The organism is Mesorhizobium sp. M8A.F.Ca.ET.161.01.1.1 (assembly GCF_004792105.1).
Taxonomy (GTDB): domain Bacteria; phylum Pseudomonadota; class Alphaproteobacteria; order Rhizobiales; family Rhizobiaceae; genus Mesorhizobium.
Genome location: NZ_SRTD01000004.1, coordinates 339999 through 364543, shown reverse-complemented (window position 1 = coordinate 364543; position 24545 = coordinate 339999). Strand labels below are relative to the sequence as shown.

General features: G+C 63.7%; 23 protein-coding genes. 8 read left to right on the top strand and 15 right to left on the bottom strand.

Features of this window, described 5'->3' with window-relative positions; genetic code table 11:
* Window position 1: 1 nt before the first annotated feature.
* Together EN804_RS13305 and EN804_RS13300 are read right to left on the bottom strand one after the other, a co-directional pair.
* A complete protein-coding gene (locus tag EN804_RS13305; RefSeq protein ID WP_127276654.1) occupies window positions 2-1177 on the bottom strand; it encodes an AI-2E family transporter in 1176 nt (391 codons plus the stop codon).
* A gap of 79 nt (window positions 1178-1256) precedes the next feature.
* Window positions 1257-1811 (bottom strand): CDP-alcohol phosphatidyltransferase family protein, encoded by a 555-nt coding sequence (locus tag EN804_RS13300; protein WP_127276634.1) that lies wholly within the window; start codon window positions 1809-1811, stop codon window positions 1257-1259.
* 206 nt (window positions 1812-2017) lie between these two features.
* On the opposite strand from EN804_RS13300, the gene purM reads away from it, so the two are divergent.
* From purM to EN804_RS13285, 3 genes are read left to right on the top strand one after another with little or no spacing between them, the layout of a single operon-like run.
* On the top strand, window positions 2018-3127 hold the full coding sequence (purM, locus tag EN804_RS13295) for a phosphoribosylformylglycinamidine cyclo-ligase (protein WP_135863828.1): 1110 nt from the start codon (window positions 2018-2020) through the stop codon (window positions 3125-3127).
* The gene (purN, locus tag EN804_RS13290) at window positions 3124-3837 is read left to right on the top strand and encodes a phosphoribosylglycinamide formyltransferase (RefSeq protein ID WP_135919708.1); all 714 of its coding nucleotides are present in this window, start codon (window positions 3124-3126) and stop codon (window positions 3835-3837) included. Before purM ends, purN begins: the two co-directional genes overlap by 4 nt.
* 15 nt (window positions 3838-3852) lie before the next feature.
* Complete coding sequence (locus EN804_RS13285) at window positions 3853-4356, top strand: histidine phosphatase family protein (protein WP_135919706.1); 504 nt, start codon at window positions 3853-3855, stop codon at window positions 4354-4356.
* Window positions 4357-4408: 52 nt separating this feature from the next.
* On the opposite strand, the gene EN804_RS13280 is transcribed toward EN804_RS13285, so the two are convergent.
* Window positions 4409-4651, bottom strand: a complete 243-nt coding sequence (locus EN804_RS13280; RefSeq protein WP_135919866.1) for a DUF680 domain-containing protein — start codon at window positions 4649-4651, stop codon at window positions 4409-4411.
* A gap of 363 nt (window positions 4652-5014) precedes the next feature.
* On the opposite strand from EN804_RS13280, the gene EN804_RS13275 reads away from it, so the two are divergent.
* Together EN804_RS13275 and EN804_RS13270 are read left to right on the top strand one after the other, a co-directional pair.
* Window positions 5015-5692, top strand: coding sequence for a response regulator (locus EN804_RS13275; RefSeq protein WP_135919703.1), 678 nt, complete (start codon window positions 5015-5017; stop codon window positions 5690-5692).
* Window positions 5689-7047 carry a sensor histidine kinase gene (locus EN804_RS13270; protein WP_135863818.1) on the top strand — a complete coding sequence of 453 codons (1359 nt, stop codon included), beginning with the start codon at window positions 5689-5691 and terminating at the stop codon, window positions 7045-7047. Before EN804_RS13275 ends, EN804_RS13270 begins: the two co-directional genes overlap by 4 nt.
* A gap of 25 nt (window positions 7048-7072) precedes the next feature.
* Here the strand turns inward: EN804_RS13270 and EN804_RS13265 are convergent, their stop codons facing one another.
* The 10 genes from EN804_RS13265 to EN804_RS13225 all read right to left on the bottom strand — a co-directional run bounded on the left by EN804_RS13265 (window position 7073) and on the right by EN804_RS13225 (window position 17553).
* Window positions 7073-7951 (bottom strand): ABC transporter permease, encoded by an 879-nt coding sequence (locus tag EN804_RS13265; RefSeq protein WP_127276617.1) that lies wholly within the window; start codon window positions 7949-7951, stop codon window positions 7073-7075.
* Between the two features lie 11 nt (window positions 7952-7962).
* Window positions 7963-8772 carry an ABC transporter ATP-binding protein gene (locus EN804_RS13260; RefSeq protein WP_135919701.1) on the bottom strand — a complete coding sequence of 270 codons (810 nt, stop codon included), beginning with the start codon at window positions 8770-8772 and terminating at the stop codon, window positions 7963-7965.
* A 105-nt stretch (window positions 8773-8877) separates the two neighbouring features.
* On the bottom strand, window positions 8878-9882 hold the full coding sequence (locus EN804_RS13255) for an ABC transporter substrate-binding protein (RefSeq protein WP_189524518.1): 1005 nt from the start codon (window positions 9880-9882) through the stop codon (window positions 8878-8880).
* A 171-nt stretch (window positions 9883-10053) separates the two neighbouring features.
* Window positions 10054-10836 (bottom strand): 4-hydroxy-tetrahydrodipicolinate reductase, encoded by a 783-nt coding sequence (dapB, locus tag EN804_RS13250; protein WP_135919699.1) that lies wholly within the window; start codon window positions 10834-10836, stop codon window positions 10054-10056.
* A 9-nt stretch (window positions 10837-10845) separates the two neighbouring features.
* Window positions 10846-12939: an ATP-dependent helicase gene (locus EN804_RS13245; protein WP_135919697.1), complete on the bottom strand. Its 2094-nt coding sequence runs from the start codon at window positions 12937-12939 to the stop codon at window positions 10846-10848.
* A 71-nt stretch (window positions 12940-13010) separates the two neighbouring features.
* The gene (locus tag EN804_RS37235; protein ID WP_167531203.1) at window positions 13011-13184 is read right to left on the bottom strand and encodes a hypothetical protein; all 174 of its coding nucleotides are present in this window, start codon (window positions 13182-13184) and stop codon (window positions 13011-13013) included.
* Window positions 13185-13469: 285 nt separating this feature from the next.
* On the bottom strand, window positions 13470-13667 hold the full coding sequence (locus EN804_RS13240) for a hypothetical protein (RefSeq protein WP_135919695.1): 198 nt from the start codon (window positions 13665-13667) through the stop codon (window positions 13470-13472).
* Between the two features lie 280 nt (window positions 13668-13947).
* On the bottom strand, window positions 13948-15108 hold the full coding sequence (locus EN804_RS13235; RefSeq protein ID WP_135919693.1) for a M20 aminoacylase family protein: 1161 nt from the start codon (window positions 15106-15108) through the stop codon (window positions 13948-13950).
* Window positions 15101-16348 carry a Zn-dependent hydrolase gene (locus EN804_RS13230; protein ID WP_135919691.1) on the bottom strand — a complete coding sequence of 416 codons (1248 nt, stop codon included), beginning with the start codon at window positions 16346-16348 and terminating at the stop codon, window positions 15101-15103. Before EN804_RS13230 ends, EN804_RS13235 begins: the two co-directional genes overlap by 8 nt.
* Window positions 16345-17553, bottom strand: a complete 1209-nt coding sequence (locus EN804_RS13225) for a diaminopropionate ammonia-lyase (RefSeq protein ID WP_135919689.1) — start codon at window positions 17551-17553, stop codon at window positions 16345-16347. Before EN804_RS13225 ends, EN804_RS13230 begins: the two co-directional genes overlap by 4 nt.
* A gap of 107 nt (window positions 17554-17660) precedes the next feature.
* Between EN804_RS13225 and EN804_RS13220 the strand changes: the two genes are divergently transcribed.
* The 3 genes from EN804_RS13220 (at window position 17661) to EN804_RS13210 (ending at window position 20170) form a co-directional block, all read left to right on the top strand.
* On the top strand, window positions 17661-18140 hold the full coding sequence (locus EN804_RS13220) for an Lrp/AsnC family transcriptional regulator (RefSeq protein WP_135919687.1): 480 nt from the start codon (window positions 17661-17663) through the stop codon (window positions 18138-18140).
* 64 nt (window positions 18141-18204) lie between these two features.
* On the top strand, window positions 18205-19347 hold the full coding sequence (locus EN804_RS13215) for an NAD(P)/FAD-dependent oxidoreductase (protein ID WP_135919685.1): 1143 nt from the start codon (window positions 18205-18207) through the stop codon (window positions 19345-19347).
* 328 nt (window positions 19348-19675) lie between these two features.
* Window positions 19676-20170 (top strand): hypothetical protein, encoded by a 495-nt coding sequence (locus tag EN804_RS13210; protein ID WP_135883550.1) that lies wholly within the window; start codon window positions 19676-19678, stop codon window positions 20168-20170.
* Between the two features lie 138 nt (window positions 20171-20308).
* On the opposite strand, the gene EN804_RS13205 is transcribed toward EN804_RS13210, so the two are convergent.
* Together EN804_RS13205 and EN804_RS13200 are read right to left on the bottom strand one after the other, a co-directional pair.
* Window positions 20309-22429 carry a molybdopterin oxidoreductase family protein gene (locus EN804_RS13205; protein WP_135919681.1) on the bottom strand — a complete coding sequence of 707 codons (2121 nt, stop codon included), beginning with the start codon at window positions 22427-22429 and terminating at the stop codon, window positions 20309-20311.
* A 237-nt stretch (window positions 22430-22666) separates the two neighbouring features.
* Window positions 22667-24544, bottom strand: a complete 1878-nt coding sequence (locus tag EN804_RS13200) for an ABC-F family ATP-binding cassette domain-containing protein (protein WP_135919679.1) — start codon at window positions 24542-24544, stop codon at window positions 22667-22669.
* Window position 24545: the final 1 nt, after the last annotated feature.

Sequence of the window (24545 nt, the reverse complement as noted above, 5' to 3'; positions counted from 1 at the left end):
TTCAGCGACGCGGTTGCGTGCGGTGGCCGCCGCCGCGATCGGCCGGCAACGGCGGCGCGAGCTCTGTCGCATGGCCCTTGTAGAGCGGCGATTCCAGGTAGCGGGCGATGGCGAAGCGTACCAGAACTGCCACCGCCGCGGATGCTGGAACGGCAATCAAAAGCCCGACAAAACCGAACAGCGCGCCGAAGGCGAACAGCGCGAACATCAGCCACACCGGGTGCAGGCCGACGCTTTTGCCGACCAGCCTGGGCTGCAGGATGTTGCCTTCGATGAACTGGCCGATGAAGAAGACCACGGCAACGGCGACGATCATCGTCCAGTCCGGCCAGAACTGGACGAAGGCAACGCCGACGGCCAGCACCAGCCCGGTCAATGAGCCCACATAGGGGATGAAGGAGATCAGCCCGGCGAACAGGCCGATGAGGATGGCGAAGTTCAGCCCCGTCAGCGTCAAGCCGGTGGCGTACATGGCGCCCAGCACCAGGCAGAGCGTGCCCTGCCCGCGCACGAAGCCGGCAGTGGCGGTGTTGATGTCGCGCGCGATGGCGCGCACCGTCGCGACGTTGTCGCGCGGCACCCAGCTGTCGATGACCGCCACCATGCGGTCCCAGTCGAGCAGCATGTAGAAGGCCACGACCGGCGTCACCACGAACAGGCTGACCACCGAGACCAGCGCCATGCCCGAACTCCACAGCGAGGTAAATACGGTGGTGATCAGGCCAAAGCCGGAAGTCAGCAGCGAATTTAATCCGTCGCGCAAGCCATTGGCGTTGACGCCGAATCTCTGTTCCAGCCATTTCGGGTCGAACGACGTGATCAGGCTCTGCAACCGGGTCAGGTACTCCGGCAGCTTGCCGGCGAAATCGGTCATCTGCGTCGCCAGCACCGGAATGAGGATGACGAAGGCCAGCACCAGCACGATCAGGAAGGTAATGAGGATGACCACCGTCGCCATGAAACGGCTGAGGCCGAGCCGCTGCAGCCGGTCGGCGACCGGATCGAGGAAATAGGCAAGCACCATGCCGGCGACGAAGGGCAGCAGGACGCCGCTGAAGACATAAAGGAAAAGCGCCAGGATCGCGGCACCCGCCAGCCAGAAGAAGATCTGGCGGTAGAAGGTCGACGCCGCCTCTGCCTCCGCCGCCGTCTCGCCGGCCGGAACGTCGACGACCATCTGGTCGTCGACGGTCTTGCCCCGCGTCACCGCTTTGCGGGCAGCCGGCTTGCGGGCAGCCTTGCCGTCGATGGGCTTGTCAGCCCGATTTACCGCCTTCGCCATAGCCGTTCATATGCCTCAGCCAAGCCACGAGATAGGCCGCGGCCGAAGCCACGGTCAAGACCCCGGACAGCAATATGAGGGCGGGCCGCAGAGGGTCGAGGTGCACGGCAAAGGCGAGTTCACCCAGCACGACCGCCGCCAGCACGATCTGTATGGCGGTATTGGCCTTCGACACAAGAAACGGTTTTATCTCGACCGGATGGGCCATCACCGTGGACAACAGAACCGCGCAGACGATCAGCGCGTCGCGTGACACCATGGTGACGACCAGCCAGAGCGGCAATTGCCCGATGAAGCCCATGACGACGAACACCGAAACCAAAAGCAGCTTGTCGGCCATCGGATCGAGATAGGCGCCGAGCGTCGACTGCTGGTCGAAGCGGCGGGCGATGAAGCCGTCGATGCCGTCGGAAACGCCTGCAATAACGAAGCCGGCAAAAGCCCAGTCCCAGCGCGCCTGCAGCATGGCCAGCACCACGGCAGGCACCAGCACAAGGCGCAGGATGGTGATCAGGTTGGGGATGGTCAACGCATTGTCCCGCCGTATTATGCCTGGAGATAGATGAGGGCGGTGAAGGGTCGAGGCAAGGGAGCAGCCTGGGCCGGAGCAAGCGCTGTGTGCGATGCCCCCGTCTATCCACGCTTTTGTCAGCCAAACGGCGCCCGGTTCGGCCGTTATCCTTGCGGACCGAAACCGTTCATGCGAAGAGCCCGCAAACGAGCAGGAACATTGCGATGAGCAAGCGCGAAACCGGCCAGCACAAAACGGGCCAGAACAAAACGGCCAAGCGCAGAAACGGGCTCACTTATGCCGAGGCCGGCGTCGACATCGATGCCGGCAATCTCATGGTGGAGAAGATCAAGCCGCTGGTGCGCTCGACGCGCCGGCCAGGCGCGGATGGCGAGATCGGCGGCTTCGGCGGTCTGTTCGATCTCAAGGCGGCCGGTTTCACCGATCCGGTGCTGGTCGCCGCCAATGACGGCGTCGGCACCAAGCTCAAGATCGCCATCGATGCCGGCAAGCACGACACGATCGGCATCGACCTCGTCGCCATGTGCGTCAACGACATCGTCGTGCAGGGCGCGGAGCCGCTGTTCTTCCTCGACTATTTCGCCACCGGCAAACTCGATCCCGACCAGGGTGCCGCGATCGTCGGCGGCATCGCGCAGGGCTGCCGCCAGGCCGGCTGCGCGCTGGTCGGCGGCGAGACCGCCGAAATGCCCGGCATGTATCACGGCAAGGACTATGATCTCGCCGGCTTTGCCGTTGGGGCCGCTGAACGCGGGCAGCTTTTGCCCACCGACGACATCGTCGAAGGCGATGTGCTGCTCGGGCTAGCCTCCTCCGGCCTGCATTCGAACGGTTTCTCGCTGGTGCGCCGCATCGTCGCCGCGAGCGGCCTGGCGTGGAGCGATCCGGCACCGTTCAACGACGAGGCGACGCTCGCCGAGGCGCTGCTCGAGCCGACCCGCATCTATGTGAAATCTCTCCTCAAGGCGATCCGCAACACACATGGCATCAAGGCGCTCGCCCACATCACCGGCGGCGGCTTCCCGGAAAACATTCCGCGCGTGCTGCCCAAGGATTTCTCGGCCGAGCTTGATCTCGAGGCGATCGACGTGCCGCCGGTGTTCTCGTGGCTGGCCAAGACCGGCGGCGTGGCGCCGGAAGAGATGATGCGCACCTTCAATTGCGGCATCGGCATGATTTTGGCTGTCGCTTCGGGTCAGGCGGCACAGGTCGCTGCCGTGCTGCAGGAAGCCGGCGAGACGGTGACGCCGATCGGCCGCATCGTGCCGCGCCGCGACGCCGGCGTCATCTATCGGGGCTCGATCGGCCTATGAGCACGCAGCGAAAGCGCACCGTCGTCCTGATATCGGGGCGCGGCTCCAACATGACCGCGCTGATCGCGGCCGCCAGCGACCCGGCCTTTCCGGCCGAGATCGTCGGCGTCATCTCCGACAAGGCTGACGCCGCCGGCCTCGGCATCGCCAGGGCACGCGGCATCGCCACGCAGGTCATTTCCCGAGCTGATCACGGCGGCAAGCAGGCGCATGACGCAGCGATCGACGCGGCACTCACTGGCTTCAATGCAGATATCGTGGCGCTGGCCGGCTATATGCGCATCCTGACCCCCGGCTTTGTCCAGAGATGGCAGGGCCGCATGATCAACATCCACCCTGCCTTGCTGCCGGCCTTCAAGGGGCTCGATACCCATGCGCGCGCGCTGGCAGCCGGCATCCGCATTCATGGCTGCACGGTGCATTTCGTGACGCCGGAGATGGATGACGGCCCGATCATCGCCCAGGCGGCGGTGCCGGTGATGGTCGGCGACAATGCCGATACGCTGGCAGCGCGCGTGCTGAAGGCCGAGCATCGGCTCTATGCGCTGGCGCTGGGTCTGGTCGCCGAAGGCAAGGCGCGCATGGAGGCAGGCCGCACCGTGCTTGCCCATTTCGCCGACGATGCCGACAACGGCACCTCGGTGGTGATGGCGCCCGATCCGCTGCGCGAGGAAGCCGATCTCGAGCATCTGGCGCGGATCACGCCTTGAGCCGAGAACGCGGCCATGAAACAGCTTCTCCTGCTTCGCCATGCCAAATCGAGCTGGGATGATCCTGATCTCGATGATTTCGACCGGCCGCTCGCGGAACGTGGATTGAACGCAGCCCGATTGATCGGCCGCGAGCTTGCCGCGCGTGACTGGCTGCCGGATCAGGCACTGGTGTCGTCGGCGCTACGCACCCGCGACACCTGGCGATTGGTGGCCGCGGAGTTGCCGGTGCATCCAAGAGTCGCGTTTGCTCAGCCACTCTACGAAGCTTCGGCTGCGGACATTCTGGGCCAAATCCATAGGGTCGACCCGTCGAGCGTTTGCCTTGTGGTGGTTGGCCATAATCCGGGGCTTGAGGACCTGGCAAAACAGCTTGCCGGACCGCGATCGGAGGCGAAGGCGCGCAAGAGGCTCGAGGAAAAGTTTCCGACGGCGGCCCTTGGGCGCTTCGTCTTCGAGGGCGAATGGTCCGCCCTGTTCTCCGCGCGGCTGACGCATTGCCTGCGCCCGAAGGATTGAGCTAGAAGCCATGCCGGGCAGATGCGGCGGACAGTCCGCCGCGCCCGAGACCTCAGTTGCCCCAGATACCCTGCCCCGGCTCCGGCCAGTCGATGGCGGGCTTCATCTTGGTGTCGGCAGCCTTGTGGCCGGTCGTATTCGTTTTGTTGTTGACGGCGCCGGTGGTGGCGTGATCCACGCCGGCGGCCGAAGCAACCGGCTGGCTGGCATTGTCGGAGCCAAAGTGGTCGCTGCCGGCCAAGGCACCTCCGGTTGCGATAAGGATAGCGGCGGTAGCGAGAGCAAGCCTGTTCATTTCAATCTCCTGGTTCATCCGTTGGGCGGCGTCTTGGGAGGACGGTTCCGCTGAGGAGAAGACCAGAAGCAGCCTGGTTTTATTCCTGAACGTGAATTGTTTTTTGCCGACTGCGAAGATCGGCTGATGACGCCAATGCCCTGGGCTCATCCAAAAAGACGTCAAGTGGCGTGCCCTTGGGAGGAATTTCGCGTCGCTCGGACAGTTTGGAGGTTTCGCCGGCCACGGCCCAAGCCGCATTTGCCTTGCGTTGCGATCGATACTATCGATCATTTCGGGTCCGATTGGCGAATGGGATCGACGATCGAGCCCGAGGCGGCCCGTTGAGACCGAAAGCGGGCGGATGCTGGAACGGCAATAGACATGCGATTGCTGCTTGTGGAGGACAATCGCGAACTGGCGGACTGGCTGGGCAAGACCCTGCGCCAGGCGAACTATGTCGTCGACATCGTCCATGACGGCGAGGATGTGGAACACGCGCTTGCCGCGGGCGACCACGCGCTTGTCATTCTCGATCTTGCGCTGCCTCGCATGGGCGGACTGGAAGTGCTGCGCATGCTGCGAGCCCGCGGCAACCGGGTGCCGGTGATCGTACTGACCGCCAACGCCAGCCTCGATGGCCGGGTCAAAGGCCTCAACGAAGGCGCCGACGATTACCTGGCGAAGCCCTTCCAGATCGAGGAGCTTGAAGCACGCATCCGCGTGCAACTGCGCCGCGTCAATGACCGGACGGCACCGGTCGTTGCCTGCGGCGACCTCGTCTTCGACACCAACACCAGGCTGTTCTCGCTCGGCGGGGAGGCGCTGGCGCTGACGCCGCGCGAACATGCCGTGCTCGAGCAATTGATGATCAAGGCAGGACGCACCGTAAGCAAGGCCGCACTGTCCGCGGCGATCTATGATTTCGAGACCGACGCCGATCCCAGCGCCATCGAGATCTATGTGCACCGTGTGCGCAAGAAGCTTGAAGGGTCGCGCGTCCAGATCGCCACTTTGCGTGGCCTCGGCTATCTCTTGCGGCACGATGATCTGGTGCAATGAGAATTAACAGTCTTCGGCTGCAACTTCTGGCCTGGGTGGTGTTGCCGCTCGCCGGGCTCGCCACCGTCAATCTGTGGACCAGCCATGGCAATGCCCTGGCGACCGCCGATCTGATCACTGATCGCATGTTGGTCGGTTCGGCACGGATGATTGCCGAGCAGGTCGCAATGACCGACGGAGTGATCAACGCCACGGTGCCGCCGGCAGCGCTCGAGATGTTCGACACCGGCGACCGCGACAGGGTCTACTACGGTGTCGAAGCCGCCGGAGGGCGGCTGTTGACAGGCTATCCCGGGCTACCCAAGACGCCTGGACGCCCCAGCATCGAAGCGACCTATCGCGACCAGACGCTGCGGCTGCTGACATTTACGCACGCGGTGGTCGGCGCCGGCGGCGACTCGCCGATATCGGTCACCGTCGGCGTCACGCTTTTCGGCCACGACGCGATGGTGCGGCATCTCTGGTTCAGCGCCTTCACCCAGCAACTGGCGCTGGTGGCGATTGCCGGCGTCTTCGTGCTGCTCGGCCTGCGGCGAGGATTGACGCCGCTCATCCGGCTGCGCGACGCAGTGCGCTCACCGAAACGCAGCGAACTCGACCCCATCGAAGTCGCCGGTGCGCAGAGCGAAATCCGGCCGCTGGTCGATGCGCTCAATGCCTATATGGAACGGGTGCGGGCGCAGATGGCGGCGCAGCGCCGTTTCATCGCCAATGCCGCGCATCAGTTGCGCACGCCGCTGGCGCTGTTGTCGACGCAAGCGAGCTACGCGCTGCGCGAAAACGCTGTGGATGCGCGCAAGGAAGCGCTTGTCGCCCTGCAGGCAAGCTCCGCCCGGCTGGCGAGGCTGGCCGAACAGCTCTTGACCTTGTCGCGCGCGGAACCGGGCAGCCGGCGACCGCGTGCCGATCGCATCGACCTGACGCAAGCCGCGCGCCAAGTGCTGGAAACGCACGCGCCGAGGGCCATTGATCGCAACGTCGATCTTGGCCTCGATGAGACTGGCGCCGTACCGGTCATCGGGGACGGCACGATGCTGCGGGAGATGATCGTCAATCTCGTCGACAACGCCCTGCGCTACACACCGGCAGGCGGCACCGTCACCGTCAAGCTCGCCGCCGCCGGTGGCGAGGCCGTGCTGACGGTTACCGACGACGGGCCAGGCATACCCGCCGACGAGCGCGACCATGTCTTCGAGCGCTTCTATCGGCTCACCGGCGCGACCGACGAAGGCAGCGGCCTCGGGCTCGCCATCGTGCGCGAGGTGGTCGAAAATGCCAGCGGTCGCATCACCCTTGCGGATGGCGCGACCGGCGGCCTGGTCGTCGAGGTGCGCCTGCCGTTGGCCGGCGGCTAGGGGTCCTTGCCCCGCTCCGATCTGCTTACTGCGTCTCGTGCAGCGGCTGCGGACGCCATTTCGCCAGCCGGTTCTCGACCATCGTCATCAGATATTCCGCACCCAGCGCCACGACCATGATGATGACGATCGCGGCATACATGCCGGCGGCGTCGAAGGAGCCCTTGGCGATGTTGATCAAGAGCCCGATACCATAGCGTGAGCCGACGAACTCGCCGACGATGGCGCCGATGATGGCGAAGCCGAAGCTGACGTGCAGGCTGGCGAAGATCCAGCTCATCGCCGACGGCACGATCACCGAGCGGGTCAGCTGCCAGTCGGAGGCGCCGAGGATACGGGCATTGGCGATCATCGCCCGGTCGGCCTCGCGCACGCCCTGGAAGGCGTTATGGAAGACGACGAAGAACACCATGATGAAGGCCAGCGCCACTTTCGAAGCAAGGCCAAGGCCGAGGATCATGATGAAGATCGGCGCCAGCACCACGCGAGGGATGGAGTTGATGACCTTGATGTAGATGGAAAAGATGTCGGCGGCCATGCGGTTGCGGCCAAGCGCGACGCCGATGATGATGCCGGCAACCGAGCCTGTGACGAAGCCGAGGACGGATTCCTCCATCGTGACGTAGAGATGGTACCAGAGCGGCCCTTCGGACGTGCCTTCCGTCGTCCACTCATAGAGCCTCTGCGCGATCGCGCTTGGCGTGGCGTAGAAGAACGGATCGATCCAGGCCTTGCGCCCGGCGACTTCCCAAGCGGCGAGGAAGACGATGAGGATGGCATACCGCCAGAAGATCACCGTGCGGCGACGATGCTGCGCGGCCTTGGCGGCGGCGGCCTCTATTTCGGCGTCCGAAGTTCCCGGCCTGAAACTTCCTGCCCTGATGTCGATGGTGGCATCGGTCATTGTGTCCTCCCTCACGCGGCAGCGCGGGCATAGCTGGTCTCGACCTCTTCCTTGAGATCGGCCCAGATGGTGCGCGAATAGTCGATGAAGCTTTGCTCGTAACGGATGTCGGCGACGACGCGAGGGCGCGGCAGGTCGATGGTGTAGACCGACTTCACCGTCGCCGGCCCGTCGGTCAGCACATAGACTTTGTCGGCCAGCGCTATTGCTTCCTCCAGGTCGTGGGTGACGAAAACGACCGAAGCCCTGGCTTCGGACCACAGACGCAGCAGTTCCTCGTGCATGAGAACACGTGTCTGCACGTCGAGCGCGGAGAACGGCTCGTCCATCAGCAGAATCTCGGGGCCATTGATGAAGGTCTGCGCCAACGCGACGCGCTTGCGCATGCCGCCGGAGAGCTGGTGCGGATAGTGATGCTCGAAGCGCGCCAAGCCGACGCGCGCCAGCCAGTCGCGCGCCGCGGCCGTCGCTTCTGCCTTGGCCCTGCCACGGAAGAGCGGCCCGGCCATGACGTTCTCGATCACCGTGCGCCATGGAAACAGCGCGTCACTTTGAAAGACGAAGCCGATGCGGGAATCGATGCCCTTGACGGGTGCACCCATGACCCGGACCTCGCCCGCGCTTGGGCTCGCCAATCCGGTGACGAGGTTGAGGGTGGTGGACTTCCCGCAGCCGGTCGGGCCGACGACGGCGACGAATTCACCCCGCTCGACGGTCATGGTGAAATCACGGATCGCGGTCAGCGACTTGCCGGTGGGTGACAGGAAGCGGCGGCTGACATTGATCAGCTCAATTGCCGGTGCGCTTTTCTCTTGTGCCATGCTGGGCTAACTCCTCGAACGAAGAACCGCCGTCGGCCAGGGCCTCCGGACGTGAAAACCAGACGATTGCCGGCACGAGGCGGTGCATCGCGCCGGCAGACGGGTTTACTTCGCGTTCTTGACGAATTCCGTCGTGTAGGTCTTCGACAGGTCGATCTGCTTGCCTTGCAGGTCCTTCTTGAAGGCCGACAGCACAGTCAGCACCGTCTCGGGGCCGCCCTCGGGCATTACGCCGTCGGCGGTGAACATCGCCTTGCCGGCATCGAGGGCCTTCACATAGCCCTCCTTGTCGCCGACATAGTAGTCCTTCGGCATCTTGTCGGCGATTTCGGCGCCGCTATGGGTATTGATGAATTTCTGCGTCTTGACGAAAGCATTGGCCAGCTTCTGCACCACATCCTTGTGGGCCTCGACCCAGTCTGTCTGCATGTAGAGTGACGCGGCCGGGTATGTGCCGCCGAGCGCGGCTTTTGTGCCTTCCATCGTACGCATGTCGATAAGGACTTTGGCCTCACCCGTCTTGAGTAGCCGGGTGATGGTCGGCTCGGTCGTCATACCCGCCTGGATCTTGTCCTGTTGCATCGCGGCGATGAATGTATCGCCGGCACCGACGGGGATTGAGGTGAATTCACCCAGCTTCAAGCCGTTCTTCACGGCGAGGTATTCCGTCAGGAAGTTTGTCGAGGAGCCGAGGCCGGTGACACCAAGGTTCATGCCCTTGAAATCGGCCGGCGACTTGATTTCGGGATGCTTCGTCGAAACCAGTTCGACCTCGCCGGGCGCCTGGCTGAACTGGACAATGGACTCGACGAATTTGCCTTTGGCCTGGAGGTCGATGCAATGGTCATAGAAGCCGACAACGCCTTGTACGGCGCCGGCCAGCATCTCGTTTTCGGCATCGACGCCGGCCGGTTCGTTCAGCAACTCGACGTCAAGACCCTCGTCCTTGAAGTAGCCCAGGGCTTCGGTGAGCTTGGCGGGCAGATAGATCTGCTTTTCGTAGCCACCCACCATGATGGAAATCTTTTCGTCGGCCGCCGATGCCGCCGTGGCACCCGTGGCGGTGATGGCAAGCGTCAAGGCAACGGTGCGCAACGCACACTTCGAGATGAAACCGGTCACAAAACTTCCTCCATTTGGGCGACGCGCTGTGAAGCCGCGCCGCATTCCTCCCTCGCCGACCGTCGCGGGCCGGACATGCGGTGACACCGCAAAACCGTCATGACATGCCCAAGCTTTCAGCTGGCTTTCAGTCGCGGGGCAAAAAAATCGTTCGCAGCGTCACGCCCGAGCGCTCTGCCCCAGGACGTCGCGCATGTCGTATTCGCCGGGAGTGCGGCCCGCCACCCAGAGAGCGGCGGCGATGGCGCCACGCGCGAACATGACGCGGTCGCCGGCCGCATGCGACACGGTAACGGTCTCGCCCTCCGCGCAGAAGGAGACGCTGTGCTCGCCGACGATGCTGCCGCCGCGCGCCACCGCGAAGCCGATCTCGCCCACCGGCCGCGCGCCGGTGACGCCATCGCGGACGCGCCTTGCCACCGTGTCCAGTTCGACGCCGCGCCCGACTGCAACGGCTTGCCCCAGCATCAGCGCCGTGCCCGACGGCGCATCGACCTTGTGGCGATGATGCGCCTCGAAAATCTCGGCATCCCAGTCTTGCGGAGCGAGTGCCCCCGCCGCCTGCTCGACCAATCCGACCAGCATGTTCAGGCCGAGCGAAAAGCTGCCGGAGCGGACTATCGCGATGTTTTTGGCGGCATCGGCAATAATGGCCGCTTCGGCCGTATCGAAACCGGTCGAGCCAATCACCAAGGCTGGCCCGCCCCGATCCGCACAGACTCTCGCCAGGCCGGCGGAGGCTGCCGCAGTGGTGAAGTCCATGACCACATCGGCCGCGGCAAGCGCTTCCTCGCGGCTCACCAGCCCGTCACCGACACTGCCTGGGCGGTGAAAGCGGGCGGCAAGCGCCAGACGCGCATCGGCCCGCACCGCATCCGCCATCTGGCGCCCCATGCGGCCGAGCGCGCCAGCGATGGCAATCCTGATCGGCGGTTGCGCCATCGGCTCCTGCTATTTCCACATGCCGCGCATGCGCGCGCCGATGTCGACGCGCACCTCCGGCCGGGGTGCCCTGCCCTGCGCCGCTTGCGCGGCCGGCCACGAAAGCTGCTGGAACGCGGCAAGGATGGAGGCCGGGATGAAACGGGTGCGCGAGGCATAGAGATGACGGTCGCCACGCGCCGCCTGGCCGTGCGGAAAGAAGCGCTGCGGCATGATCAGGTTGAGGCTGTCCTTGGCTCGTGTCATCGCCACGTAGAGCAGCCGGCGCTCTTCCTCGATGTCCTCCTTGGTGCCGACGCCGAGATCGGCCGGAATGCAGCCATCGACCGTGTTCAGCACGAAGACGTTCTTCCACTCCTGGCCCTTGGCCGAGTGGATGGTGGACAGGATCAGATAGTCCTCGTCGCGATGCGGTGGCCCGGCCTGGTCGCTGGTCGCGTCCGGCGGATCGAGGGTCAGCTCGGTCAGGAAGCGTTCGCGCGAAGCATAGCCCGACCCGATTTGCTCCAGTTGCAGCAGATCCGCCCGGCGCGTGGTCGCATCCTCGTGGATGCGCTCCAGATGCGGTTCGTACCAAAGCCTGATCTGTTCGAGATCGGCTGGCCATTTGGCGCCGGCACGCAAGCCGGAATAGAGCGAGACGAATCCCGGCCAGTCGTCGGCGGCGCGCTGCGGTGGACGCCAGCCGGCCAGGCCCATCGCCTCGTCCAGCGCCGACGTCATGGCCTCGACGATCTGCGCGGCGGCGGAAGGACCGATGCCTGGCAAGAGCTGCAGCACGCGAAAGCCGGCGACACGGTCGCGTGGGTTTTCGGCAAAGCGCAGCACCGCCAGCACGTCCTTGACGTGGGCGGCATCGAGGAATTTCAGGCCACCGAACTTGACGAAAGGAATGTTGCGCCGCGTCAGTTCGATCTCCAGCGGTCCGCTGTGGTGCGAGGCGCGAAACAGCACCGCCTGTGACTTCAGCGCGGTGCCGGCCTCACGCTCCGCCAGGATGGTGTCGCAGACGAAGTTCGCCTGCTCGACCTCGTCGCGCACGGTCACAAGTCTTGGCTTGTCGGTGGATTTGCGTTCCGACCACAGGTTCTTGGTGAAGCGCTCGGAAGCTTCGCCGATGACCGCATTGGCGGCGGCCAGAATGGTCTCGGTCGAGCGGTAATTGCGCTCCAGCATCACCACGTCGGCGGTCTGCGCGAACTGCCGGGGAAAGTCGAGGATGTTGCGCACCTCGGCGGCGCGGAACGAATAGATCGACTGCGCGTCGTCGCCAACGACCGTCAGCCCGGCGCCGTCGGGTTTCAACGCAAGCAGGATCGACGCCTGCAGCCGATTGGTGTCCTGGTATTCGTCGACCAGCACATGATCGAAACGCCCGCCCAGATGCGTGGCGATCTCAGGCTCGGCCGTCATCTGCGCCCAGTAGAGCAGCAGATCGTCGTAATCGAGCACGTTCTGCGCCTGCTTGGCCTCGACGTAACTGGCAAACAGCTGCTTGAGCTGCTCTGCCCAGCCGGCGCACCAGGGGAAGGCAGACCCCAGCACCTCACCGAGCGGGGCCTGCGCGTTGACGGCGCGCGAATAGATGGCAAGGCAGGTGCCTTTGGTTGGAAAGCGCGCTTCCGTCCTGGAGAAACCGAGTTCGTGGCGCACGAGATTCATCAGATCGGCGGAATCCTCGCGATCATGGATTGTGAAGGCCGGATCGAGGCCGATCTCCAATGCATAATCGCGCAACAGCCGCGCACCGATGCCATGAAAAGTGCCCGCCCAGGTGAGCGCATCCGTGATCACCGCGGCGTCGCGACCGAGCACTTCGCCGGCGATGCGCTCGACGCGTCTCGCCATTTCGGATGCGGCGCGCCGCGAAAACGTCATCAGCAGGATGCGGCGCGGGTCGGCCCCCTTGACGATCAGATGGGCAACGCGGTGCGCCAGCGTGTTGGTCTTGCCGGAGCCGGCCCCGGCAATGACCAGCAGCGGGCCTGCAATCTTGCCGTCGCCATGTTCGACGGCCTGGCGCTGGGCATCATTCAGCCGGGCGAGATAGGCCGGCTGGACGGTCGAGTCCAAAAAGGTCGAATCATGGGCGGCGAGGTTCATCGCCCATCAAGCATCGTTTCCGCTTTGTTCGCAACAGAGAAGCGGCTCCGCCAATTCGGCGAGCAATACGATCAGCGTTTCGGGTCAACGCCCATCGCCGCCGATTGCCGGCGTAGCGCTTCGCGGTCGTTTGCAGGCGCCGGCAGCAAGAGCGGATCGACAGTGTCGGGGACCTCGTCGATCATCTTGCGGGCGAGACGGTAAGTGACAAAGGCCAGCGTGCCAACCAGAAGCAAACGGATCATGTGGGCGGTCCTCCTTCTCTGGATCAACTGGAGGCCGGGTCTTTTGTTCCCTCGGCGCAATCCCGCAACCAAACCGGCGCCGCCTCGTTCTGACTTGGAGGAGGTAGCGATGAAAAAGCTAGGACTGATCCTCGCGCTCGTCGCCTTGGCGCTCACGGCCTGTGACAACAAACTGCCGCCGACAAAGGCGACTGGAGGGGACCAAGGTCTCGCAATTCCTGCCGCGAACAATGGCATTGCCAGGCAGTGAATGGTGGCCCGCACCCGACAATTGCGGGGTCGTCATCAACGCATTGCCGCGATCCATTCCTCGAGGCGGTCGAGGCGGAACTTGGCATTGCGCAGTTCGTGGCCTGCGTCCTGGCGCAATTGTCGTGTCTGGGCCGAGGCAGCGGTCAAGTTTTGTTCGAGTTCAGCGATACGCGCGCGCACTCGCCGCGCTTCGTCCTGACGCAACGCCTTTATCCAGCTCTGCCCGCGCATCCATGGCTCCCCCAGCACCCAAAGCGTGGAGTCTTGGCAGCAAAACGCTAACTTCCGCCAAGCGCCAGCATTCTAAATTTAACGAAAGCTAATTTAGCGCACAGGGGAGAAGGCCGGCGCCGCTTGGGAGGTAATCTGATAGCGCCGGCCAGGCGGATATCAGGTCCGCCGCATGAAGCACGCTAGCTGAGTCTTGCCGCAGCGTCATGCGAGATCAAGGATATCGGCCTTTTCCGGGCGTTTTCCCCCGGTAAAATGCCGCGAAAAGCCCCCCGTGGGTTCAAGTCCCAAGCCGCTGTCTGGCGATGGCGACATGGAAATCGACGCCGAACAACAGCCCGTCATCGTTGAAGTCGTAGCTGGAATTGTGAAGCGGCGCCGAACCCTCGCCGTTGCCGAGGAAGACGAAGCAGCCCGGCACGTGGTCGAGGAAGCGGGCGAAATCCTCCGACGCCGTCATCGGTTCGCGGGCGACCGCGATATTGCCAGGCTCGAAAACCGTCGTGGCGGCGGCGAAGGCCGCATCGACCAGTTCGGCATCGTTGCGCAAAGGCACGAATTCCCTGGTGTAGTTGACCTCGGCGGCAACATTGTACGCGGCAGCGATGCCTTCGGCGATGATGCGCATCTGGCGCTCGATCTCGGCGCTGACCTCGGGGCGGAAGCTGCGCGCGTCGCCAAGGACGCGGGCAAAGCCCGGCAGTGCGTTGCGGGTGCCGTCGGTGATCAGCTCGGTCACCGAAACCACGGCGATGTCGGCCGGGCTCAGCCGGCGCGAGACGATGGTCTGAAGACTGGTGACCAGCGCACAGGCGGCGACCAGCGTTTCCTGACCCGAATGCGGCCGGGCCGCGTGGCCGCCCAACCCCTTGAGCACGATCTCGAAGATATCCTCGGCCGACATGACCGGACCGGCGCGGGTTTCGAAATGCCCGACGGGCAGGCCAGGCATGTTGTGCAGGCCAAAGACCTCGTCGAAGGGAAAGCGCTGCATCAGGCCATCGTCGAGCATCGCCAACGCGCCTTTTCCCCATTCCTCCGCCGGCTGGAAGATGAAGCGCACGGTGCCGTCGAAACCGCCCTCCCCGGCCAGAAGCTTGGCCGCACCAAGCAGCATCGCCGTGTGGCCGTCATGGCCGCAGGCATGCATGAGACCGGGATTGCCGGAGCGGTATGGCGCGGTCGATTGCTCTGATATGCGCAGCGCATCCATGTCGGCCCTGAGCGCGATGGCACGGTTGCCGCTGCCGCGCTTCAACGTGCCGACGACACCGGTGCCACCAACACCCTCGGCGACATCATCCAGTCCGAATTCGCGCAGCTTGGCCGCGACGAAGGCCGCGGTGCGCTTCTCCTCGAAGCCGAATTCGGGGTGCGCATGCAGATCGCGCCGCCACCCGGTCATCTCCAGCTTCAGCGCGTCACGGTCGATTTCAGCCATTGCCTGATATCTCCTGATCCGCAAGGCGGGCGACGACATCAAGCAGGATGTTGGCGCCGGCGACAAGCTCGGCATCGTCCGTATGTTCGCGCGGATTGTGGCTGATGCCGCCGGCGCTCGGCACGAAAATCATCGCCGCGGGCGCAAGGCGCGCCATCATCTGCGCATCATGGCCGGCGCCTGACGTCATGCGCTTCGAGACCAATCCGCGGTTGCTGGCGGCAGCCTCGATCAGTTCGACGATGCGGCTGTCGAAAATCACCGGCTCGAAGCGGGCCAGCCGCTCGACCGAGACCGTGACGCCATCGGCGGCCGCGAGGTCCTCGAGAAATGCGGCAAGTGCCGCCTCCTCCGCCTGCAGGCGATGCTCGAAAGGGTCGCGCAGGTCGACGGTGAAGACGGCGCGCGAGGGAATGACATTGATGGCGTTTGGCTCGAAACGCATCGTGCCGACGGTTGCAACGGTCGGCGTGTTCGAAGCTTTGGCGCGATCGTACAGGAACGTGACGACTCGCGCAGCTGCATGGCCGGCATCATTGCGCATCGACATCGGCGTGGTGCCGGCATGGTTGGCGATGCCATCTATGGTGATGCGCTGCCAGGAGATGCCTTGCAGGTTTTCCACGGCGCCGATCGGCACGCCTTCGCGTTCCAGCACCGGGCCCTGCTCTATATGCAGTTCGAGATAGACATGCGGTTTGAGGAAGCCGGGCTCCTCGTCGCCGGCATAGCCGATGCGGGCCAGCTCCTCTCCCAGCACGCTGCCGTCGGTGCCGACGGCGGCCAGCGCCTCGGCGATAGCGACGCCGCCGGCATGGACCAGTGAACCCATCATGTCGGGGGAATAGCGAACCCCTTCCTCGTTGGTGAAGGCGGCGACCGAGAGCGGGCGCGACGGGACATAGCCTGACCCCTTCAGCGTCTCGATGACCTCCAGGCCGGCCAGCACGCCGTAGCAGCCGTCATAAATGCCGGCATCGATGACGGTGTCGATATGCGAGCCGACGAGGATTGGCGCTTGCCCGGCGTTCTCAGGCACCTGCCAGATACCGAAGATGTTGCCCATGCGATCGATGGCGATTTCGAGCCCGGCCTCGCGCAGCCAGCCGACGAAGCGGTCGCGACCCAGCCGGTCGGCATCGGAGGCGGCCAGCCGCACCAGCCTGCCCTCGCCATCACGGCCGATGCCGCCGAGTTCGCGGATGCGGCCAAGCAGTCTTTGTCCGTCGATCGAGATCATGGCGTTGCTCCTGAAAGCATCTTGCCGGCAAGCACATCCGCCGGGTTCATGCCGACGAGCTCGGCATAGCGGCGGGGGTCGGTCGCGGCTTCGGTGTTGATAACCAGCACGCGCGAAGTGGCGTCGAGGCCAAGCTCGGCCTTGTGACCGGCCATCGCCCGGATCAGTCCGGCAAGACCGACCCCTCCGCTTTCACCGGCAACGATGGCCGGATCGTTGCCGGACGGCCTTGCCAGCCGCCGCATCACGGCGACGGCGTCGTCCTCGTCGACGGTCATGAAGGCATCGGCGACGCGTGCCAGCACGCGCCAGGCGACAGGCGAGGCCTCGTAGCATTCGAGCATCGCCATGACCGTCGCCTCGCCATGCGCGATCTTGACCGGGTGCCCGGCTTTGGCGGCGCCGAAGACGCAGGCGGCGCGCGCAGGTTCCACCACCGTGAAAACAGGCCTGGCTTCTCCGAGCACGATGGCGAGATGGCCGGCGATCGCCGCCGCGATGCCGCCGACGCCTGCCTGCACGAAGACATGCGTCGGCGGTTCGGAGAGCTGGCCCAGCGCTTCGCGCACGACCGCCGTGTAGCCCTGCATGACAAGCCCCGGAATGCGTTCGTAGCCCGGCCATGAGGTATCGGAAACCACCGTCCAGCCTTTCTCGGCGGCGATGCGCGCCGCCTGCCTGACCGAATCGTCATAATTGCCGTCGACGCGGATCATCTCGGCCCCGTAGCGGGCGATGGCCGCGACGCGTTCGTCGCTGACGCCGGCATGGACGAAGATCGCCGCCTTGGCACCGACGAGTTCGGCGCCCTGCGCGACGGAGCGGCCGTGATTGCCGTCGGTGGCGCAAGCAACCGTCATGGTCGCCGCGACCGACCGGACTTCGGGCCGATCGAGATCGCCGACATCGACGGAGCGGCCCAGACGCTTGCTGGCTTCTTCCAGGACCAGACGGAAGACCGCATAGGCGCCGCCCAGCGCCTTGAAGCTGCCGAGGCCGAGCCGAAAGCCCTCATCCTTGACGTGCAAGGCCGCGAGACCGAGCTCGCCCCCCAGCGCCGGCAACGCGTGCAGCGGCGTTGCCAGGTGATTGTCACGGCGGGCAAGGAAACGCTCGACGGTGTCCGCTCCGGCGATGCCGAGGGTTTCGGCATCGGCCGCGCCCAGTGGCTGGCGATGCAGGGCATTGCGATTGGGCAGGAACATTGAGGCTCTCTCCTTGACGTCGTCCGAGAGAAGATATTGCGGAACATGCGCAAAAGGCGCTGTAATTCGGCTCTCAAAATGCAAGTTTGTTTCGTCAGGATACGCCAATGCCTCAGGCACCAACCGCCCTCGACAGCTTCGATCTCGCCATCCTTGCCATCCTGCAGCGGGACAACACGACGCCGCAACGGCTGATCGGCGAGGCGGTGAACCTGTCGGCGCCCGCCGTGCAGCGCCGCATCAAGCGCATGGAACAGACCGGTGTCATTGCCGGCAACGTCGCCGTGGTGGAGCCGGCTGCCGTCGGCCAGCCCATCACCATCTTCGTCGAGGTCGAATTGGAGAGCGAACGCACCGAACTGATCGATGCGGCCAAGCGGCAATTCTCGGCAGAGCCGCACGTGCAGCAATGCTATTATGTCACCGGCGAAGCCGACTTCATCCTCGTCATCACCGTAGCCGACATGGGCGCCTATGAGGCGCTGACGCGAAAACTGTTCTTCGGCAGCAACAATGTGCGGAAGTTCCGCACCTTCGTCGCCATGGACCGCGTCAAGGTCGGGTTGACGGTGCCCTTGCCTGGATGAGCCCGTGGCACCCTTGCCACGTTTCTGACATTCTCAGGATCGCGAGTTGGCGAGGGAGGCGCGCATGGACGAAACCACGAAGGTCGCGATCATCGGTGCCGGGCCAGCGGGCCTGGCGGTTGCCGCGTGCCTGCGGCAAGCCGGGGTGGATTTTGTCATCCTCGAAAAGGAGCAGCAGGCCGTGCCAGCCTGGCGGCGTCACTATGATCGCGTGCATCTGCATACGACCAAACGCTACTCTTCGCTGCCCTTCGTCCCCTTCCCCAAGGATTATCCGCGCTATGTGCCCCGCCATCTCGTGGTCGAGTATCTCGATGCCTATGCGAAGCGTTTCGACCTCGAGCCCCGCTTCGGCGAAACCGTGCGGGCGATCACCCGGGACGGCCGCGGCTGGCGGGTGGAATCGACGTCCGGCGCCTTACGTGCCTGGCATGTGGTGATCGCGTCCGGCTACAATGCCGAGCCCTTGCTGCCAAAATTTACCGGCATCGACGCCTTCAAGGGCAAGACGCTGCACAGCGCGGACTACCGCAACGCTACGCCTTTTGCCGGCCAGTCGGTGCTGGTCGTCGGCATGGGCAACACCGGTGCCGAGATTGCGCTCGATCTGGCGGAAGGCAGTGCCCGGCCGACGATCTCGGTGCGCGACGGCGTTCACATCGTGCCGCGCGAACTGTTCGGCGTGCCGATCCAAATGGTCGGCATGGCGACGCGGCTCGGGCCGCGGCGCATCAATGACTCCCTGTTCCCCCTCATTCTCGACCTTGTGCTGGGCAGGCTGGAGAAATTTGGGCTCAGACGGCCGAAGCAGGGATTGCTGCAACAGATCGCCCTTGCGTCGCGCATTCCGGTGATCGATGTCGGCACTATCGGCAAGATCCGCGAAGGCGCGATCAAGGTGGCGCCCGACATCGCCGAAATCTCGGAACGCGGTGCCCGTTTTGTCGATGGCGGCCACGGCGAATTCGACGCCATCCTCTTCGCCACCGGCTACCGGCCGGGCTATGCCAAATTCCTGGACCCCGGCATCCAGCCGGATCGCAGCGGCGTTACCGCGCAAGCTTCGGACCTCGGCCTCTACCTTGTTGGTTTCCACAACGCCGTCACCGGCTTGCTGCGCGAAATCGGGATCGAGGCCCAGGCGATCGCCGACGACATCCGGCACCGGCTGAACAGGAAAAAGGTGGCCGAATTCCTGCCAGTGTGACTTTCCGCGCCTCGGCTGCGCTTGTTGTCTCTCAATCAGCGGCCGGTGCTGTCTTCAGCATCATGCCGGCGATCTCCTTCACCAGCTTGGCGGCGACAAGCCCCGTCATGTTGGAGAGATCCTGGTTGGGGCCGTGGCGGCCCTAACCGGAGCAGGATTTACGGTCGAATGAGAAAAACGCCTGCCAGGGCCGGAAGAGCCGGAATATTGGGTGAGCTGGCGCAAAGCCGACTAAAGGGCGTTGCAAAGCTCAGGTGCAAAATCGTAGCCTTAAATTGGGAATTTATGCGGGACCTCGTATCTGGTAAATAAGACCAAGCGGAGCTTCATGGAACCTTTCAAACATAGCAGCTTCCTAAGACTTTTGGCCTTCCCAAGAATGGTCGGAGATTTCAAATATGAGACATCAGAAAAAGATCTATTTTTTAGACTTTCTGATGCGAAGGAAAATCACGGTAGCTTGATAAGCAGAGCGCTTTTAGACAACGTCAATAAGAAATTCTGGATTGAAGCGGGAGTATACAGAAACATTACAACCTTTAAGGCAAAATTTATTGAAAGTGAAGGTGATAAATTTATACATGGATCATTTGTTAATAGCGGGACATGGATATCGTATCCAGCTTTAATTTTGGCTTTTTTTGGATGGATATGTCTCCTAATAGCCAATAAAAATGCACCCGATATGGTTTTCTACCTCGTTTTTTTCGCAGTTTTTCATCTGGGCATTTCTATTTCATTCAACAATCATATAAAAAATATTTCAAAATTTCTTGCAAATGAACTTGATGTACACCCCATCTCAAAGCTAAATTATTTCTAATCACTAGTTATTTTCGCGATACATAGTCTCCGCTAAAATCTCAACAATATTATCTTCGCAGCCATGTGCGGCGCGCGGCCAATATTTTTGCTTTTGTTGCTGCGTCACCAGATGCACGACCAGGAAATCCTTGACCGGCTATGCCGCCAGCTCCCTTGCCTTGCGCAACCACACCTTGTTGTCGTGGAAGGCCGCGCCGCCATAGGGCGCGGGGGCATCGGCGCCGGTCAGCACGTTGATGCCCTCGCCGCGCTCATGCGCGCTGTTCGGCCAGATGCCTTCGGCGATCACGACGCCACGTTTGATGCCGTCGAACAATCTGGCGTGCAGCACCACCTCGCCGCGCATGTTGCCGATCTCGACACGGTCGCCGTCGGCAAGTTCGAGAGCCGCCGCATCGTCGGGATGCAGCAGGAGTTCGGGGCGGCCTTCCTTCGCCCTTGAAACCGGTGTCTCGGAAAAGGTCGAGTTGAGGAAGTTGCGCGCCGGCGAAGTCGTCAGGCGGAACGGATGCGCTTCGTCGGCCACCTCGATCAGGTCGACATGATCGGGAAATTCCGGCAGCCGCGCCACCGGGCCGAACAGACCCATGCTCTTCGGCGGCCGGTTGGGAGCCGCCTGCCCGGTCCAGTCGGCGCGGAAGCGGAATTTGCCGTCCGCATGGCCGAAGCCCCGGGTGAAATGCGCGGTTTCGAAATCCGGCTGCAGGTCGACCCACTTCTCTTCCTTCAAGGAATCGAAGCTGCCCAGCCCGCGCTTGCCGAGGATGATGTCGATATGCTGCTGCTCGGTGAGGCCGAAGCCCGGCCGATCGGCGACGCCAAGGCGCTCGGCCAGCTGCTCGATGACGAAATGGTTGGTGCGCGGCCCTTCCGGCGGATCGATCAGCTTGGGGCCGAGCGTGATGTGCTGGTTGCCGCCGCCCTTGTAGATGTCGTCATGCTCGACGAACATCGTCGCCGGCAGCACGACATCGGCAAGCTTGGCCGTGTCGGTCATGAACTGCTCGTGCACGCAGGTGAACAAATCGTCGCGCAGGAAACCTTGCTTCACCAGCCGCTGTTCGGGCGCGACATTCACCGGATTGGTGTTCTGGATCAGCATGGCCGTCACCGGCGGTCCGCCGTAGAGTGCGTCGCTGGCGCCGGTCAGCACCGGGCCGATGCGCGAATGGTCGAGATAGCGGATCGAGGGATCGCGCATTCTTGAGCCTTCCAGCACATCCTGATTGAGCTTGAAGATGCCCGAATTGGAATGAAAGGCGCCGCCGCCCTCATACTGCCAGGCGCCGGTGACCGCGGCGATGCATGACGCCGCATGCATGTTGACGGCGCCGTTGCGCTGGCGAGCAAAGCCGTAGCCGAGCCGGAAATAAGTCTTTTTCGTCGTGCCGACGAGCCGGGCGAAGGCCTCGATCTCGGCGACCGTCAAACCGGTGATATCAGCCGCCCACTCCGGCGTGCGGGTGCGCAGATGCGCTTCAAGGCCCTGGGGATCGTCGGTGTATCTTTCGAGATAGGCGCGGTCGGCCAGGCCTTCCCTGAACAGGACATGCATGACAGCACAAGCCAGCGCGCCGTCGGTGCCGGGCTTCAGCACCAGGCCCATATCGGCCTGTTTCATCGTGGCGTTTTCATAGACGTCGATGACGACGATTTTCGCGCCGCGTTCCTTGCGCGCCTTGATGGCGTGGGTCATGACATTGACCTGCGTGACCACCGCATTGGTGCCCCAGATCACGACGCAATCGGATTTGGCCATTTCTCGCGGATCGGGACCGCGCAAGGCGCCCGCCCCCATCATCCAGCCGGTCCAGGCGAGATTGGTGCAGATCGAGCCGAAGAAGCCCGAGTACTTCTTCACATGCCGCAGCCGGTCGATACCGTCGCGCTGCACCAGCCCCATCGTGCCTGCGTAATAGTAAGGCCAGACCGTCTCCGATCCGTACTTCTCCTCGGCCGCGATGAAATTCTCGGCAACGAGGTCGAGTGCGGCTTCCCAGCTTGCCTCCTGCCAGACGCCCCCGCCCTTGGCGCCCTTGCGCACCAGCGGCTTCAGCAAACGGTCGGGATGATGGACGCGGTCGGCATAGCGGGCGACCTTGGCGCAGACGACCCCGGCCGTATAGGTATTGGACTTGGCGCCATGGACGCGGCCGATGCGGTTGCCGTCAAGCAGTTCGACCTCAAGCGCGCAGGTCGACGGGCAATCATGCGGACAGGCCGAATGGCCGATACGAAGCTTGGCGTGCTGGTTCATGCCATTTGTCTAGCGGGTTTTGACGGTGGCGTGTAGGGCCAGATGATTAGCCAATCTCCCCCCTTGTGGGGGAGATGTCCGGCAGGACAGAGGGGGCGCGAAGGATCGCGGCCTATCGAGCCCCATCAATATGCCACCGAAGTTGGCGATGGTGATTGCAAAGAGACCGGCAGGTTGGCGGGACAGCGCCCCCCTCTGCCCTGCCGGGCATCTCCCCCACGAGGGGGGAGATTAGCTCTACTCCGCCGTCCCTTCCTCATATTCCGCCGACATGGTCAGCCATTTTTCCTCATGGCCGGCAAGCGTCTGGGCAAGCTGCGAGCGTTCCTTGGCGAGCCTGGTCGCAGTCGACGGATCCTTCTCGTAGACCGACGGATTGGACAGTTCGTCCTCGATGCCGTCGATGCGCTTGCGGATACGGTCCATCAGCGCCTCGGTGGCGCGGATTTCCTTGGCCAACGGCTCGAAGGCGGCGCGGCGCGCTGCGGCGTCGCGGCGGCGGTCGGCTTTTGATGCCTTGTCGGCCTCGCGCTTGCCGCGGCGGTCGCCGGAGACGCCGGTCACCAGCGTCTTGTAGTCCTCGAGGTCGCCGTCATAGGGATTGACCGCACCATCCTTGACCAGCCACAGCCGGTCGGCCGTCGCCTCCAGCAGATGGCGGTCGTGCGAGATCAGAATGACGGCGCCGGGAAATTCATTCAGCGCATGGATCAGCGATTCGCGGCTGTCGATGTCGAGGTGGTTGGTCGGCTCGTCGAGGATGAACAGGTTCGGACCCTCGAAGGCCGACAGGCCCATCAGAAGGCGCGCCTTCTCGCCACCGGACAGATCCTTGGCGGGCGTGTTCATCTTCTCGGTCGTGAGACCGAACTGGGCGACGCGGCCGCGCACCTTGGATTCCGGCGCCTCCGGCATCAGCCGGCGGACATGCTCATAGGCATTCTCCTCGGGGCGCAGATCGTCGAGCTGGTGCTGGGCGAAGATCGCCACCTTCAGCCCGGGCGCCACCGTCATGGTGCCGGTTTCCTGCTTCAGGCGACCCGACAGCAATTTGGCGAAGGTCGACTTGCCGTTGCCGTTGGCGCCGAGCAGCGCGATGCGGTCGTCGGCGTCGATGCGCAGCGTCATCTTCTTCAGGATCGGCTGGCCCTCGGTATAACCGACATTGACGTTGTTCAGCGCAACGATCGGCGAGGCCACCGTCTTCACAGGTTCGGGGAAAGAGAACGGCCGCACCGTGTCGTTGACGATGGCCGAGATCGGCTTCATCTTTTCCAACGCCTTGATGCGCGACTGCGCCTGTCTTGCCTTGGAGGCCTTTGCGCGAAACCGCTCGACGAAGGATTCCATATGCTTGCGGGCGGCTTCCTGCTTGACCCGGCCCTTTTCCTGCAACTCCTTCTGCTCGGTGTACTGGCGCTCGAACTGGTCGTAACCGCCGCGCCAGAAGGTCAGCTTCTTCTGGTCGAGATGAACGATCGAGTTGACGGCGCGGTTGAGCAGATCGCGATCGTGCGAAATCAGGAGCACGGTGTGCGGATACTTTGAGACGTAGTTTTCCAGCCACAGCGTGCCTTCGAGGTCGAGATAATTGGTCGGCTCGTCGAGCAGCAGGAGATCCGGCTCGGAAAACAGTACGGCGGCCAACGCCACGCGCATACGCCAGCCGCCGGAGAAGGACGAGGCCGGACGCCGCTGCGCGGCGTCGTCGAAGCCGAGGCCGGCGAGGATGGTGGCCGCGCGCGACTCGGCCGAATGAGCATCGATGTCGGCCAGCCGCATGTGGATGTCGGCGATGCGGTGCGGATCGGTCGCCGTCTTCTCTTCTTCGAGCAGCGCCGTGCGCTCGAGATCGGCCTTGAGCACGATCTCGATTAGCGGGTCCTCGGTTCCAGGCGCTTCCTGCGCCACCTGGCCGATGCGCGTATTCTTCGGCAGGCTGATCGAGCCTGTCTCGGAGGGAAAATCGCCTGTTATGGCCTTGAACAGCGTCGTCTTGCCGGTGCCGTTGCGGCCGACGAGACCGGCCTTGGTGCCGGCCGGCAAGGTGAGCGAGGCGTGGTCGAGAAGCAAGCGCCCCGCCATGCGGAGTGAAAGGTCATTGATGATAAGCATG

Coding starts and splice junctions, on each gene's coding strand:
- EN804_RS13305 (WP_127276654.1), bottom strand. CDS start 1,177: ATGGTCGTCGACGTTCCGGCCGGCGAGACGGCGGCGGAGGCAGAGGCG.
- purM (WP_135863828.1), top strand. CDS start 2,018: ATGAGCAAGCGCGAAACCGGCCAGCACAAAACGGGCCAGAACAAAACG.
- purN (WP_135919708.1), top strand. CDS start 3,124: ATGAGCACGCAGCGAAAGCGCACCGTCGTCCTGATATCGGGGCGCGGC.
- EN804_RS13285 (WP_135919706.1), top strand. CDS start 3,853: ATGAAACAGCTTCTCCTGCTTCGCCATGCCAAATCGAGCTGGGATGAT.
- EN804_RS13280 (WP_135919866.1), bottom strand. CDS start 4,651: ATGAACAGGCTTGCTCTCGCTACCGCCGCTATCCTTATCGCAACCGGA.
- EN804_RS13275 (WP_135919703.1), top strand. CDS start 5,015: ATGCGATTGCTGCTTGTGGAGGACAATCGCGAACTGGCGGACTGGCTG.
- EN804_RS13270 (WP_135863818.1), top strand. CDS start 5,689: ATGAGAATTAACAGTCTTCGGCTGCAACTTCTGGCCTGGGTGGTGTTG.
- EN804_RS13265 (WP_127276617.1), bottom strand. CDS start 7,951: ATGACCGATGCCACCATCGACATCAGGGCAGGAAGTTTCAGGCCGGGA.
- EN804_RS13260 (WP_135919701.1), bottom strand. CDS start 8,772: ATGGCACAAGAGAAAAGCGCACCGGCAATTGAGCTGATCAATGTCAGC.
- dapB (WP_135919699.1), bottom strand. CDS start 10,836: ATGGCGCAACCGCCGATCAGGATTGCCATCGCTGGCGCGCTCGGCCGC.
- EN804_RS13245 (WP_135919697.1), bottom strand. CDS start 12,939: ATGAACCTCGCCGCCCATGATTCGACCTTTTTGGACTCGACCGTCCAG.
- EN804_RS37235 (WP_167531203.1), bottom strand. CDS start 13,184: ATGATCCGTTTGCTTCTGGTTGGCACGCTGGCCTTTGTCACTTACCGT.
- EN804_RS13240 (WP_135919695.1), bottom strand. CDS start 13,667: ATGCGCGGGCAGAGCTGGATAAAGGCGTTGCGTCAGGACGAAGCGCGG.
- EN804_RS13235 (WP_135919693.1), bottom strand. CDS start 15,108: ATGGCTGAAATCGACCGTGACGCGCTGAAGCTGGAGATGACCGGGTGG.
- EN804_RS13230 (WP_135919691.1), bottom strand. CDS start 16,348: ATGATCTCGATCGACGGACAAAGACTGCTTGGCCGCATCCGCGAACTC.
- EN804_RS13225 (WP_135919689.1), bottom strand. CDS start 17,553: ATGTTCCTGCCCAATCGCAATGCCCTGCATCGCCAGCCACTGGGCGCG.
- EN804_RS13220 (WP_135919687.1), top strand. CDS start 17,661: ATGCCTCAGGCACCAACCGCCCTCGACAGCTTCGATCTCGCCATCCTT.
- EN804_RS13215 (WP_135919685.1), top strand. CDS start 18,205: ATGGACGAAACCACGAAGGTCGCGATCATCGGTGCCGGGCCAGCGGGC.
- EN804_RS13210 (WP_135883550.1), top strand. CDS start 19,676: ATGGAACCTTTCAAACATAGCAGCTTCCTAAGACTTTTGGCCTTCCCA.
- EN804_RS13205 (WP_135919681.1), bottom strand. CDS start 22,429: ATGAACCAGCACGCCAAGCTTCGTATCGGCCATTCGGCCTGTCCGCAT.
- EN804_RS13200 (WP_135919679.1), bottom strand. CDS start 24,544: ATGCTTATCATCAATGACCTTTCACTCCGCATGGCGGGGCGCTTGCTT.